Source organism: Lysinibacillus sp. DFXJR4, assembly GCF_057196045.1.
Genome location: NZ_JBXUNW010000001.1, coordinates 605411 through 617836 on the forward strand (window position 1 = coordinate 605411; position 12426 = coordinate 617836).

15 protein-coding genes are annotated in these 12426 nt (G+C 36.8%); 9 read left to right on the top strand and 6 right to left on the bottom strand.

Annotated elements, in window-relative coordinates; genetic code table 11:
• Positions 1-268 precede the first annotated feature (268 nt).
• Positions 269-505, bottom strand: coding sequence for a hypothetical protein (locus AC2CGN_RS03060; RefSeq protein ID WP_484512078.1), 237 nt, complete (start codon positions 503-505; stop codon positions 269-271).
• A 40-nt stretch (positions 506-545) separates the two neighbouring features.
• Positions 546-2108 (bottom strand): bifunctional metallophosphatase/5'-nucleotidase, encoded by a 1563-nt coding sequence (locus AC2CGN_RS03065; protein WP_484512080.1) that lies wholly within the window; start codon positions 2106-2108, stop codon positions 546-548.
• A gap of 216 nt (positions 2109-2324) precedes the next feature.
• Here AC2CGN_RS03065 and AC2CGN_RS03070 point away from each other — a divergent pair, with 216 nt between their 5' ends.
• From AC2CGN_RS03070 to AC2CGN_RS03090, 5 genes are all read left to right on the top strand, one after another.
• Positions 2325-3365, top strand: a complete 1041-nt coding sequence (locus tag AC2CGN_RS03070) for a phosphate/phosphite/phosphonate ABC transporter substrate-binding protein (protein WP_484513142.1) — start codon at positions 2325-2327, stop codon at positions 3363-3365.
• Between the two features lie 132 nt (positions 3366-3497).
• On the top strand, positions 3498-4301 hold the full coding sequence (phnC, locus tag AC2CGN_RS03075) for a phosphonate ABC transporter ATP-binding protein (protein WP_484512082.1): 804 nt from the start codon (positions 3498-3500) through the stop codon (positions 4299-4301).
• Positions 4258-5073: a phosphonate ABC transporter, permease protein PhnE gene (phnE, locus tag AC2CGN_RS03080; protein ID WP_484512084.1), complete on the top strand. Its 816-nt coding sequence runs from the start codon at positions 4258-4260 to the stop codon at positions 5071-5073. Before phnC ends, phnE (AC2CGN_RS03080) begins: the two co-directional genes overlap by 44 nt.
• Before the next feature lie 10 nt (positions 5074-5083).
• On the top strand, positions 5084-5890 hold the full coding sequence (phnE, locus tag AC2CGN_RS03085; RefSeq protein WP_484512086.1) for a phosphonate ABC transporter, permease protein PhnE: 807 nt from the start codon (positions 5084-5086) through the stop codon (positions 5888-5890).
• 169 nt (positions 5891-6059) lie between these two features.
• Complete coding sequence (locus AC2CGN_RS03090; RefSeq protein WP_283871470.1) at positions 6060-6794, top strand: hypothetical protein; 735 nt, start codon at positions 6060-6062, stop codon at positions 6792-6794.
• A gap of 44 nt (positions 6795-6838) precedes the next feature.
• Here AC2CGN_RS03090 and AC2CGN_RS03095 read toward each other — a convergent pair whose 3' ends face one another.
• The 3 genes from AC2CGN_RS03095 to AC2CGN_RS03105 are packed head-to-tail and all read right to left on the bottom strand — an operon-like array spanning position 6839 to position 8479.
• Positions 6839-7075, bottom strand: coding sequence for a tyrosine-type recombinase/integrase (locus AC2CGN_RS03095; RefSeq protein WP_484512087.1), 237 nt, complete (start codon positions 7073-7075; stop codon positions 6839-6841).
• A 32-nt stretch (positions 7076-7107) separates the two neighbouring features.
• A complete protein-coding gene (locus tag AC2CGN_RS03100) occupies positions 7108-7698 on the bottom strand; it encodes a tyrosine-type recombinase/integrase (protein WP_484512089.1) in 591 nt (196 codons plus the stop codon).
• Between the two features lie 28 nt (positions 7699-7726).
• Positions 7727-8479 carry an SMI1/KNR4 family protein gene (locus AC2CGN_RS03105; RefSeq protein WP_484512091.1) on the bottom strand — a complete coding sequence of 251 codons (753 nt, stop codon included), beginning with the start codon at positions 8477-8479 and terminating at the stop codon, positions 7727-7729.
• A gap of 148 nt (positions 8480-8627) precedes the next feature.
• On the opposite strand from AC2CGN_RS03105, the gene AC2CGN_RS03110 reads away from it, so the two are divergent.
• From AC2CGN_RS03110 to AC2CGN_RS03120, 3 genes are all read left to right on the top strand, one after another.
• Complete coding sequence (locus AC2CGN_RS03110; RefSeq protein WP_484512092.1) at positions 8628-8825, top strand: hypothetical protein; 198 nt, start codon at positions 8628-8630, stop codon at positions 8823-8825.
• Positions 8826-9105: 280 nt separating this feature from the next.
• Positions 9106-9882 (top strand): DUF4085 family protein, encoded by a 777-nt coding sequence (locus AC2CGN_RS03115; protein WP_484512094.1) that lies wholly within the window; start codon positions 9106-9108, stop codon positions 9880-9882.
• Positions 9883-10234: 352 nt separating this feature from the next.
• Positions 10235-10615: a hypothetical protein gene (locus AC2CGN_RS03120; RefSeq protein WP_484512096.1), complete on the top strand. Its 381-nt coding sequence runs from the start codon at positions 10235-10237 to the stop codon at positions 10613-10615.
• A 466-nt stretch (positions 10616-11081) separates the two neighbouring features.
• Here the strand turns inward: AC2CGN_RS03120 and AC2CGN_RS03125 are convergent, their stop codons facing one another.
• Positions 11082-11309 (bottom strand): helix-turn-helix domain-containing protein, encoded by a 228-nt coding sequence (locus AC2CGN_RS03125; protein WP_429990655.1) that lies wholly within the window; start codon positions 11307-11309, stop codon positions 11082-11084.
• A gap of 232 nt (positions 11310-11541) precedes the next feature.
• Between AC2CGN_RS03125 and AC2CGN_RS03130 the strand changes: the two genes are divergently transcribed.
• Complete coding sequence (locus AC2CGN_RS03130) at positions 11542-12321, top strand: helix-turn-helix domain-containing protein (RefSeq protein WP_429990654.1); 780 nt, start codon at positions 11542-11544, stop codon at positions 12319-12321.
• The last annotated feature ends 105 nt before the right edge of the window (positions 12322-12426 follow it).

Genomic DNA, 12426 nt, shown 5'->3' on the forward strand with positions numbered 1-12426 from the left:
CCGTCGCGCTGCTTTCGCATAGAAAAATGTTATCAAAGCCCCATTTTGCGCAAAATAGTGATGGCTAAGACTTCAATTTATCACTATACATTTATGTGAAATACCAATGAATGAGCAATGGTTGATTGGAATGTAGACTGAGTAACTCCTCGGGGATTCAGCGTCACAGATGAGACCATAGAGCGAGCAAATTAGGGGAACAAAGGCTAAAATCGTCACGTCCTGTGACAACGCCTTCGTGACCAACCTCCTGCTGCTGACGCTTCGCTTACGCGCAAAAAACATCTGTTGCCCCAAGCGGCTGATCGGACGCTCCCCAGGAAGCTCTGCGCGAAAGCGAAGCGTCAGCGGCAAATGTTTTCTGTAGCGAAAGCAAAGCGACAGCTACAAAGCACTCAAGCAGAACGGAGATTAACCCGTTGTTTTGAAAAAGGGATATACTTTTTAATTTTGTCACCTTGATTTCATTGACATAATAGTATTTCAACAACATGAAATTCGCCATATTTCCAAAGAATATGGCGAATTTATTTTATAAAGGTTCGTTAAAATGTTACCCGCCAATTATGATTACATGTGGCTTGGATGATAGGGTGCCTTAGAAGATAATCAGCAATCAGCTCTGTCATATCTATTTGTATCTCCTTCGCAACAGGTCGATTTCTTAAAAATTCAAAATTACCTGCTCCTGTTGCACGATAGCTGCTCATCACCACTTCAAATTCTTCCTCCATTTTTATAGGCTCACCCTGAATGGTTAGCATAGTGACGCGCTCTCCAATAGGCTTTGAAATATCTAGGATATACTCAATACCCTCCCACATATCATAATTATAAGGTTGTGCCTTTGGATATAGAAATGATTTAGCGACCTTTAGCTCGTCTGCCTCAACTGTAAAATAGGTCGCTGATTGTTCAAGGGCCAGGAGGATGTCCAGCCCAGATAGGCGCAGCACCTTTAAGGTATTTGCGTAAATATAATTTGTGACTATATCTCGCATTGTTACCGCTTGCTTTAAACCACCATGCTCATCGTGAAAGAGTGCTGTAGAAGAAATTGCGGCTCCTGATGCTTCCATTTGAATACGGTTTATAAATTCGATATAGGGATGCTCTTGAATACGGGCAAGAAACGCATCCTCTACTAGCATATTTCCTTGGATAGTTCCAATTGTCTCATCCAGCCATGCATCTGTTTTTAGAAAAGTAGGGGAGATCATCTCGCAAACAGTTGCTTCACATACCGTATCTTCCTTCACATACAGTAGAGATGGTGTATGAACTATAGAATGAATTCTCTGCTCGTTATCCAGTATTATAGTTAATTCGATAGTAGCTAAGCAATTGCCCTTAGTGCCAGGCTGAACAACTGATTTTCCGTTGATGTTCGAACATATTTCACGATGCTGGTGTCCAGAAATGATGATATCTACTTCTTCAATTTCTGTGCACATACGATACCCTTGATTTTCTCCATTTTCATCTTCCAGTAATTCCCCTGTTTTTAGGTCTCGCTCAAATCCTCCATGATAGCAAAGGATAAGAACATCTATTTGTTCATTTGTACGCATCCATTTTGCCCAATAGCTTGCACTTGAAAAGGCGTTTTCAAAATGAAGCCCAGAAATATGCTGTGGCTCCTCCCAGTGTGTCACAAAATGGGTTGTCACTCCTAACACTCCTATACGAATACCTTCTATTTCCTTAATGATATAAGGCTTTGTCAAAGGCCTGCCGTCTTCCGTTAAAATATTTGCACCTAGCCATGGAAAATCCGATTGGTTGATGACGGATTGTAACGTAGGTAGTCCGTAATTAAATTCATGATTACCAAATACCATGGCATCGTATTGAAGAGCATTAGCCACCTGAATAAATGGATTTGGTAAGTGCGCTTGAAATTTTTGATGATAAAAGGTCATGGGACTACCCTGGATAAAATCACCATTATCAAGTAAAAGAGTCGATCCTGCAAGTCGTTTCTCTTGAATAATGGATGCTAGCTTGGCTAATCCTAGTGCCTCATTCTGCTCATTGCGAAAGGTAGTAGGCATGATAAAACCGTGAATATCACTAGTAGCCAATATTTGTATAGTTTTGACAGTCATAGAGAGCCCTCCATTAGTTAGTATAAGTATAGTATATAAGGTTTTTTTTATTCATTTCCATGTCTTTACGATATCAAAATATTGATTTACGAAAGAGAAACATATATTTACGTCCTATTCATACTAGGAAAATATTTACTGTTTATACTGAGGAAGCATTTCAAACATGAGGAGGACAATAATTTGAAAAAATTACTATTTTTCGGAATAACATTCATGCTTGCCATATTGCTGATGGCATGTGGAAATGAGATCTCTAAAACATCTGATGACAAAGAAACCATAGATGTTTCTTCAGATGCAGGTGGGAATGAGTCCATAAAAAAATTAACAATTGGCTTTGTACCTTCACGAGATCCTGATGAAATTATTACAGCTACGGAACCTTTAAAGGGCTTACTAAAGGACGAGCTAGCAGGTTTAGGCTTTGATGTAGGTGAAATTGATATTACTGTAGGAACAAATTTTGAAGCGGTTGGTGAAGCATTGTCCGCAGGGACTACGGATATTGGTTTAATTCCAGGAGGGACATATGTACTTTATGATGATGGCGCTGAAGTAATTTTAACAGCGACACGTGCAGGCTTAAGCAATGATGCAGATAATCCTATTGATTGGAATAAAAATGAACCTACTGCACCAACAACAGCACAAACGACATCTTATCGAGCAATTTTAGTTGCAGGTCCATCCGAGAAAGGAAAGGCTTTAGCAGCGAAAGTAAATAATGGTGAGGAATTAACATTTGAGGACTTAAATACTGTTACCTGGAATGTGATGTCAAGCTCATCCCCGGCAGGCTATATTTATCCAACATTATGGCTACATGAGAAATTTAATAAAACAATTCCTGATTTAGCACAGGTTGTACAGGCTGATTCCTATGGTAATGCTTTTGCACGATTAGCTGCTGGTCAAACAGATGTCCTTGTAACGTACGCTGATGCACGTCGCGATTATGAAGAAAGCTGGCAAGGAGAATTTAATCGCGACGCTTCTATTTGGGAGGAAACAGATTTAATTGGTGTTATGCCTGCAATCTATAATGACACAATTAGTGTAAGTAAAAACTCAAAAGTCATGAGCGACGACTTAAAGAAGGCTATTCAGCAAGCATTTATTAATATTGGGTATTCAGAAAAAGGGAAGGAAGTAATCGCTATTTACAGCCATGAGGGCTATCAGGCAGCAAAAGACAGTGACTATGACAATGAACGTAAGGCACAGGAGCTAGTTCAAAATCTTGGTTCCAAGTAAATAGCATGAAAAAGGACTAACCATCAAAAAATATACGAAATCTGCGAGGCTTGCGGCTTATCCGTAGAAAGCCTCGCAGATTCTTAATTTTTAAAATCTGATGCAGTTCTTTATCAGGAATGGAGCGTTACTATGATTGAGTTTAAAGAGGTAGAAAAAAGATACCCTAATGGCTTTCTTGCATTGAATCACATTAACCTTGAGATTGAGCAGGGGGAGTTCGTTGCGATTATTGGTTTATCCGGTGCAGGAAAATCAACCCTATTGCGCTGTATTAATAAAATGCATGATATTTCAGGGGGAACTTTGCGGGTAAATACTATAAATGTGGGTCAGTTAAAGGGTAGGGAGGTACGAAATCTTCGTCGAAATATTGGTATGATATTCCAATCTTTTAATTTGGTACCACGTGTATCCGTTTTGAAAAATGTCCTAGTTTCCTTTGTTCCTAATATGCCCTTTTGGCGAAAAATCTTTGGTGTTTTTACAAGAAAAGAGAAGCTTCAGGCATTAATGGCACTGGATCAGGTAGGCATTTTAGAGAAGGCCTATGTACGAGTCGATCAGTTATCAGGTGGTCAGCAACAGCGTGTAGCTTTGGCACGTACACTTGCTCAAAACCCCAAAATTATACTAGCAGACGAGCCAGTCGCATCATTGGACCCTGTAACAGCTAAGCAAGTGATGGAAGATTTTAAACGCATTAATCAAGAATTAGACATGACAATTTTAATGAATATACATCACGTTGATTTGGCATTGGCTTATGCAACACGTGTTATTGGGGTAAGGAATGGGGAAATCGTTTTTGATGGAAAGGTGAATGAAATCAACGAGGAAACGCTTGCGTTTATTTATAATGATACAAAAGAGGGGAGAGGTGTCAACCATCATGCAATGCAAGCTATTATTGCCGAAAAAAATAGTATTGCCTAATGGGAAGGAAGTGCTGGAAAAACGCTCCGTCATGCCTCTACTATGGCTTATCCTCTTTGTTTTAACATTGCTGTCTATTCGTATCACGGGCTTTAGTCTTGAAGTCTTGAGGGATCGAATTGATCAGTTTTTCGTAATTATCCAGCAGATGGTACCACCTAATTGGGGATATGTAGCGAAGCTATGGCAGCCATTATTTGATACCATTAAGATGTCATTGCTTGGCTCTGTAGTAGGTGCTATATGTGCCTTGCCTATCGCCATGCTTGCTGCAGCCAATATTACCAAAAATAAATGGATTGCGATGTGGAGCAAATTTATGCTGAGCTTACTTCGAACATTACCAACATTAATCATTGCGCTAATTGCAACATTTATATTTGGGCTTGGAACAATGGCAGGAACCATTGCCATCTTTTTATTCACCATTGCTTATGTGGGAAAGCTTTTATATGAACAAATTGAAAATGTCGATTTGCGGGGATTTGAAGCTATGGAGGCAATGGGATTGCCAACAATTCAGGCATTTCGCTATGCTATTTTACCGCAGATTCTCCCAAATTACATATCGACATCATTATTTTGCTTTGAAGGAAATGTTCGTTATGCATCCATTCTAGGGTATGTCGGTGCTGGTGGAATTGGTTTGCTTCTTAATGAAAGCATCGGGTGGAGAAGCTATGCTAATGTAGGTATGATTTTACTAATGCTTGTTTGTACGGTTTTTATCATTGAATCAACTAGTGAATATTTTCGTAAGAGATTAATGTAGGGGTGAAGCTATGAATGCCATCGAAAAGCAATTACAATTACAACCGAATCGACGGATGTCATACTTTCTAACCCTTTTAATTTTAGGTGTGCTATTTATATGGTCCCTATCGACGTTACATGTTGACTCAATATCTAACAATGGGACAAAAATCGCAAAAAATATAGTAGTAGGACTGCTGCAGCCAGATTGGACATTACTATTTAATGCTACTACAGGTGGGATTCCTTATTTATTAATTGAAACAATGGCCATTGCCTTTCTTGGTACGATTGTAGGAGCATTTCTAGCAATCCCACTTGCCTTCTTATCAGCCTCCAATATTGTACCGAAACCTATCGCATTTGTGGTGCGTTTGCTATTAATCGTTATACGTACTATTCCTGCGATTGTTTATGGTCTTATGTTTATTCGAGTTACAGGTCAAGGGCCATTTGCTGGTGTGCTTACGATGTCGTTAACATCCATAGGCATGCTGTCCAAGCTATATGTTGATGTGATAGAGGATTTGGATAAGAGTGTATTAGAATCGATGGAGGCTCTAGGCTGTACGCTGATGGAGAAGATTCGTTTTGGTATATGGCCGCAATTGACGGCATTATTTTTATCGATTGTCATCTATCGTTTTGATATGAATTTACGAGATGCAACCGTACTTGGTTTAGTAGGAGCCGGAGGAATAGGTGCACCCCTTATTTTTGCGATGAATGCATATAAATGGTCTGAGGTAGGTGCTATTTTAATAGGATTAATTTTCCTTATTTTAATTGTGGAATATGTGTCAAACCGTGTGAGAACAAAGCTTGTCAAAGGATAAACCAAGCAAGCTCTTAATATTTAAAATCCTGAATAGTATCAACTATTCGGGTTTTTTAGCATTGTTTAAAAGAAGATTTTCAAATATTAAAAGTTTTTTACTTGAAAAATTGCCGTATTCGATTTATTGTCTTTAGAGATACTTGTTAATTGGACTTGGAGGATATGGAATGCACGGAATTTATATACGCTATAATGTCTCAGAAGAAACCCCAGCAGCAAAATGGCCCAAAAAAATGGATGCATTTGCGTATGTTCAACGAGGAAAACCACAACAAGACAATGACAACTTGCTGTCGATGGAAGAGCTAAAGAGCCATGCCATCCGCTATATTAAAAGCTTAAAGGACAATGCAAGTGTACATTTAGTAGAGCAACGCAATGGCGAAATTGAGCACTTTGATCGACGCTATATGGAATCATTAAAGCTTAAGGAAAGCATCGATTCACAGCTAATCAATCTTGAAGAAATCCGTTTACTATTGCAATTGATGAATGTCCTTAATCTATCACATGGTTTCGGCGAAAATGCAGGGAAGCTACTACGTCAAATTACCCCATATGCAAAAGAGGTAGAGCACCCAACATTCCAAACCACTCGTGTCGAGCGACATTTTTACTCAGAATTAATTGAGCAAATTGAAGCGATCTATGCACGAATTATGCGTCAGCACAACCCATCCACGACTGAAATGCAGCAGTCTGAAAAGCTTTGGTCCGCTGTTTGTGAGCAAGCGATTGAAAAGGTGGAGGCACGAATTGAACGTCTGTCCTCTATCAAGCTCAAGCATGAAAAAAATTTGCTAGAGTTTAGTCAATTAAAGCAGCAAAACATCGAGGCAAAGGAACGCCTTGATCTTGCAGTCAATGAACTTGATGTTATTTTAAACGTACTAGAATCTTAAAGGCTTTGATAATGTCTAGATAAAGCGGTTTGAGTGGGGGTTAGCTATGAGCTAGCCCCACTTTCAATAGCACGATCAAATATGTCGATAATTTTATCCTCCATCTCTCTAAGTACATGTCCGTATGTTGTATGGATTATTTCGGGAGTATTCCCTAATCGTTCGGCAATGGCTTTCACAGGAATATCATTATTCATCAAAATTGTAGCATGTGTGTGCCGTAAACCATGTATAGTTGTAGCTGGCAACCCATCTGCTTCTACAATACGTAAAAGTTGCATTTAATCCTGTAGATGCAAAAGGTTCGATATTATTAGGTGATATAAAAAATAAACGAATCATCTTTCGTAATATCGTCATGTAATTTTCGACCATGTGACAGTAACAGCGCTTTAACAGCTGTTCGATAACTCTTCAACTGCTGCAAAACAACTTCATCTATTTTTATGGTACGTTCACTATTCTTTGTTTTCGTGGAGTCTACACCATTACTACCTCTATAACGCTCAATTGAAATCATTTGATTGGTAAAATCGATATTCCGCCATTGAAGCCCCAATGCCTCACCTTTACGCATACCAGTATAAGCAATCGTTAAAAATAAACTGTAATAGGCAATATCTTCGTGTTGCTTGATATGATTTAGTAATAAACTTAACTGCTCAGGTGTAAGATAATTTTTATCTGCTTCTTTTCCTCTTAGAGAAGGCAAAACAGTTCCATGTAATTTATTTCGTGTTAGGATTTCTTCTTCTACCGCTGCATTGATAGCAATTTTAAATAAATCGTGAAGTAATCTGACCGTACTAGGTTTATATTTCTTTTCTAATTCATTAATGTAATGTTTTTGATAGATCGTTTTTGTTAGTTGTTGTAGTTTAAAATGACCGATTAATGGCTTCATTTGTACCACTAGCACCGCCCTAGATTAACTATGACAAAAATTCATCCAAACTGATTTTATACATTTCATAGTCTGCTCCAATTCTTTTTAATTCATCTTCAACTCCCCTAGCACCTAGCTCAATCCCCTTATATATTAGTAAAGGCGTTGCATCCAAATGGGATTTCGCTTGTGAATAGTCGCAGGACAATGTTTTTTTGATAAACAACAATGTTTTTATCCTATCTTTACCTTCTCCTGTAATCAATATTTTATAGTAATCGTACTTGATATCTTCAGCTTTTTCGGAATCATTGAAACGAGGAGGTATTAAGGCACTATAAAGAAAATCAACAAGATCATCAAAAGCAATTGAAAAATCCCAAGTACCAGTACCGTGCTCAGCAGTAAAAATAACGGTATCTCCTCTTGTAAGATCAATGCAATAAGGGTCACCTTCATCTGAAGCTATAACTAAATAATTGTCTGGCCAATTCGAAATATCTTCATTCGTAACTGGATTATAGTTGTAACCCCATTGACCTTCCAGTATGTCTTTAGCTCCATAAATATCAAGATTAATATACTCATCCGTACTCCAAGAAACCGCTTCTGGAGCATAGTACTTTAAAAAATACAAATATTCATCGGGTAATTGCCAGTTTTCAGAAGCATTTTGTATAGCTTGTTCTTCTGCCTCGTTCTTAAGATACATAGGGTATTTGCTATAAAATTCAGGATCTTGACTCTGAATCTTTTCTAAAGCAACCTGCATCTTCTGTACAACGATATCTATTTCCATAAATTTATTCTGCAAATTTAATCACCACTTGTATTTAATCAATTTATTTGTTCAAAGAATTTGCTATGAAGCAACTTCCGTTTACTTCCACCTTTACATTGTTATAAAAACGCCTTTTATATTTTTACTATCTCCCACATCTATAATATTGAAGTTTGCTAGAAATATCAAAAGAGCCGTATTTGCAGGGGCATATAGTAAGGCAGTAGAGCGTTTAAGTAGTAAGGTGGATAAATCATCACATATAGAAGAAACACCGTATAAAAAACGTCCAGTACCTTTCTATAATTGGTTCAATGAACGGGATTTTACTCAACGCAAAATTGCGTTCAGTAGTGCATGGTGAACCATCGTTAGACAATTGGCTTGAAGGGTGAATGGAAATTGTTATCCAAGTGAAAGTGCTATGAGGTAATATTAAATTACAAAGCAGGTTAATGGAAGTATGGACTGATAGGGGGCTTGTGTATGAAGCGTTTAGTTATAGGTATTGCAGTAATTTGGTTGATTTTATTGGCTATGTGGTTTTTAACTACAGACTCACCAGGTTAGAGTGTTATTGGATTATTAAGCTAGCGAGGCAGGTTAATGAAAAATTATCTACTTAGAGAGATGAAGGTAATAAAATGAAATATTTTACTAAAGAATGGCATGAATTGTGTCAAAAAAATAATATCCATCTGCATTTAGAGGAAGAAAAGCAAGCTGAAACATTCTCAGAAGAATATTTTCAACAGCTTTACCACATTGAATTAAATAGTTGGCTTACTGTACAAGAAGAAGCAAATTTAAGATTAAAATCTAACGAAACAGCAAACAGAGATGATGATAATAACTATGAACCTTTTAATAAAGAAAAGGGAATAGAACAATTTCATGATATTTTCATACATAATCATATGTATTTAAAAAAGCATTTACCAAAAACAATAGTAAAACAGATTGCAGATATAAGGGTGTTTGCTTTAGATAAGGCAACTCGTAATGTAATAAATGCTGTAACTCAATTTTGCGAGGAAAATGAAAGAATTGTAACCACAGTAATTGAAGATTACGAAAGAAATATAAAAGAAAACTCAACATTACTGGATATAGAAATTGATGGGGATTTTAGCTTCCATTATTGCAAAATTATAAAATCAATTAAGAATGATAAATCCTTAAAATTACTCCTTGATAATAAAGGGAGTTATACAAATATAGATGAGGTCATATTTGAAAATTTTAATATTATCAAACAGGATGATTTGTTAGAAGATTCATGGTGGCTGTATGAGGAAATATATAAAGTGAATGACAAATATGAATTTCACGTCTTGCTACATAATGAAACGATGGATTTAATTGATTTTATTATATCAGCTGAACAAATTTCCTTTATAAGTAATAAAAATAATCTTTGATAGTAAACTGAGGCGTTTTTGTATTAAATCGAAGCGAAGATATTTAAAAAGTAAAGAGAAGCCTTATTAAGCTCCCATGAAAGAACTTAATCATCTTTCATTTTCTGTGGTGAAGTACTATTTTTGTGCTTCATGGATGGCTAAGGGGCAGGTTAGTTGAACAAGCAGGTGTCTTGGGAAAATAAAGTATTAGACTGAAAAATAAAGTTGTAGACTGAAAAAATATAGCACTAGACTGGGAACGGCATTAAGCTAACGGGCAGGATTGCAAAAAATAGGACGAAATCCTCTTTTACATCATGTATCAATAATTAGTAAAATTGGCACATGAATATAGAAGGGAGCAAGCTGAATGATTGACATGCAGTATATAAACGATCTTGAGGCAGAGACGGATGTAATGAAGCTTGTAGGTAATTATAATGAAATAAAATCAATCCTGCAACAGTACCCCCAGGAACAGTGGTCATATGAAATGATTTTAGCATTTGCAAGGGCATTGAATTATCTGCAAGATTATTCTGACCAGACCAATCCATTTGAGCAAGCATACAGGCTGCTGCAAACTGTTTCTGATAAGGGAATTACGGACGCTGAATGGCATTTAATAATGGCTTCTGTTAGTTTTAATCTACAACTTTACGCTGAGGCCGTAAAACATGCTGAACAAGCAAATACGATCACAGCTGGCTGTGCTGATGATATGCTTGCGCTGTACTCACAATATGACTAGTAGAACGCTTCTGATAACGTTCATGTTCAACTATCGCTCCAACCCATGTTTCCATGGAGAAGGAACCCGAATTAAGAGAGATACCTAATATTTTTTTACTTGAGTCGAGAACGTTGGGAACCATAGGTATCGTTATTGCTCCGCAATCGGCAGTATTTTGTTACGCTAACGGGTGCTTTAGTTTCAATAATTCATAAAAGACCACTCCGTGATGGGTGGAAATAATAGATAATATGCTTTTAATGTCCAAACGTCATGTCCTACCGTTGAAATGCTTAAATCTTTTGTGTGAGTAAGCATGAGCCTATAAATTTTGTATCTTAATCATTAATTCTTTTAATCTTTTAAAACATGCTATTAATAATTAAATATATATAATCAAGCAGCTGCAGATATGTGGTTGCTTTTTATTATGGTCAAAAGAAAAACACTTTCAGCTGCACGATGAGCCGGAAGTGTTTTTTGTTTACTCTTTAGAATCGGGAGTGAATTCCAATAGATCAGATAGCTTGCAATCAAATACCTCGCATAGTGTGATAAGCGTTTTTAAGTTTGTTGACTTCATTTCTTCATCAGATCCCTTGTATAAACGATTAATAGCATTTCTACTAAGTCCCGATTTCTCCATTAATTCTGAAATTCCATCGATACGATGTTCAGCCATTAAAATTCTTAAGTTTGATTTTATAACCATAGAGAAACCCCTTTTTTAGGTTAATTATAACACTTTTGAGGCTAAATAGTTTTAATAAATACAAAAAAATGACCTTGTAAGGTTAAAAAAACTTTACATTAACTTTTTGGAGTGATATATTAACCTTGTAGAGTTAATTGTGGTAAAAAGCAGTGTGCAAAAACCATCAAAGGTTAGTCGGTGAATGGACAAGAAATAGCCGACATGCTGTAGGAAAGCGAGGTGAAAAACGATGGCATTTGAATACTTAGCAAAATACACAACATTCGATTCAATAGAGGAAATGGACCAGCATGTGGAAGAGCATATCCAGCAACATTTATATGAACTGACAGAATCAGAACGTGCCATCGTTTATAAGCTTGCTTCTCACTCTCTTAATTATCCTGGAGTGTGTCACCTGAAAGCATCCACAATTGCTGAGAGTTTAGAGATCAGTACGAAGACAGTTTATCGTGCTATCAAGAAATTAGAATCGCTAGGAATCATTAAGAAAGAAACAACTACTAAGGAAAAGGGAGGTCGTGGTGCAAACATCTATATTATTTTACCTGTCCAATCTGAATCATGTGAAAGCCAATATGAGCCTTTTGAGATTGTTCCATTACAAGAAGTCTACAACCAGGTTCATGTTGATAGGGAAGCATGCAAAGAATTTATGAATGATTATCAAGTGATGTTATATGACTTTATGTATTCGTTACCTCTTCCGGATAACTTTAAGGATGATCTGCATAAAGTGGTACTAGCATCTAATGTAAGCAGAATTCAAGAATTCATAAAGGCAAAGAACATCATTTTTAAGATGGTCAATGATATTAAAGATGGTGTGCTGACGGTCACTAAAACAATACGAGCCATATTCATAGGAGCCCACAACAAAGCAGTACATCGCATAGGTAAGTATCCAACGACAAACACAACATATATGAAGAAAAAGTCTGTAAATGTACGTCCGGTACCTTTCTACAATTGGTTATCAGAACGTAATGGATCAGCAAAAGTATTTTAATAAGAAAGGAAGTGAATACAAATGAAAGTAACGGTAAAGGAATGGCGTGTAATGTCTGATCGAAACAAACAATTACTTTTGAATGCAGTCGCAACTAAATAAAAC

What these genes read in the sequence shown, in the direction of transcription:
- AC2CGN_RS03060 (WP_484512078.1), bottom strand. Translation starts at nt 505, where the DNA reads ATGGCGAATTTCATGTTGTTGAAATACTATTATGTCAATGAAATCAAG.
- AC2CGN_RS03065 (WP_484512080.1), bottom strand. Translation starts at nt 2,108, where the DNA reads ATGACTGTCAAAACTATACAAATATTGGCTACTAGTGATATTCACGGT.
- AC2CGN_RS03070 (WP_484513142.1), top strand. Translation starts at nt 2,325, where the DNA reads ATGCTTGCCATATTGCTGATGGCATGTGGAAATGAGATCTCTAAAACA.
- phnC (WP_484512082.1), top strand. Translation starts at nt 3,498, where the DNA reads ATGATTGAGTTTAAAGAGGTAGAAAAAAGATACCCTAATGGCTTTCTT.
- phnE (WP_484512084.1), top strand. Translation starts at nt 4,258, where the DNA reads ATGCAATGCAAGCTATTATTGCCGAAAAAAATAGTATTGCCTAATGGG.
- phnE (WP_484512086.1), top strand. Translation starts at nt 5,084, where the DNA reads ATGAATGCCATCGAAAAGCAATTACAATTACAACCGAATCGACGGATG.
- AC2CGN_RS03090 (WP_283871470.1), top strand. Translation starts at nt 6,060, where the DNA reads ATGCACGGAATTTATATACGCTATAATGTCTCAGAAGAAACCCCAGCA.
- AC2CGN_RS03095 (WP_484512087.1), bottom strand. Translation starts at nt 7,075, where the DNA reads ATGCAACTTTTACGTATTGTAGAAGCAGATGGGTTGCCAGCTACAACT.
- AC2CGN_RS03100 (WP_484512089.1), bottom strand. Translation starts at nt 7,698, where the DNA reads ATGAAGCCATTAATCGGTCATTTTAAACTACAACAACTAACAAAAACG.
- AC2CGN_RS03105 (WP_484512091.1), bottom strand. Translation starts at nt 8,479, where the DNA reads ATGGAAATAGATATCGTTGTACAGAAGATGCAGGTTGCTTTAGAAAAG.
- AC2CGN_RS03115 (WP_484512094.1), top strand. Translation starts at nt 9,106, where the DNA reads ATGAAATATTTTACTAAAGAATGGCATGAATTGTGTCAAAAAAATAAT.
- AC2CGN_RS03120 (WP_484512096.1), top strand. Translation starts at nt 10,235, where the DNA reads ATGATTGACATGCAGTATATAAACGATCTTGAGGCAGAGACGGATGTA.
- AC2CGN_RS03125 (WP_429990655.1), bottom strand. Translation starts at nt 11,309, where the DNA reads ATGGTTATAAAATCAAACTTAAGAATTTTAATGGCTGAACATCGTATC.
- AC2CGN_RS03130 (WP_429990654.1), top strand. Translation starts at nt 11,542, where the DNA reads ATGGCATTTGAATACTTAGCAAAATACACAACATTCGATTCAATAGAG.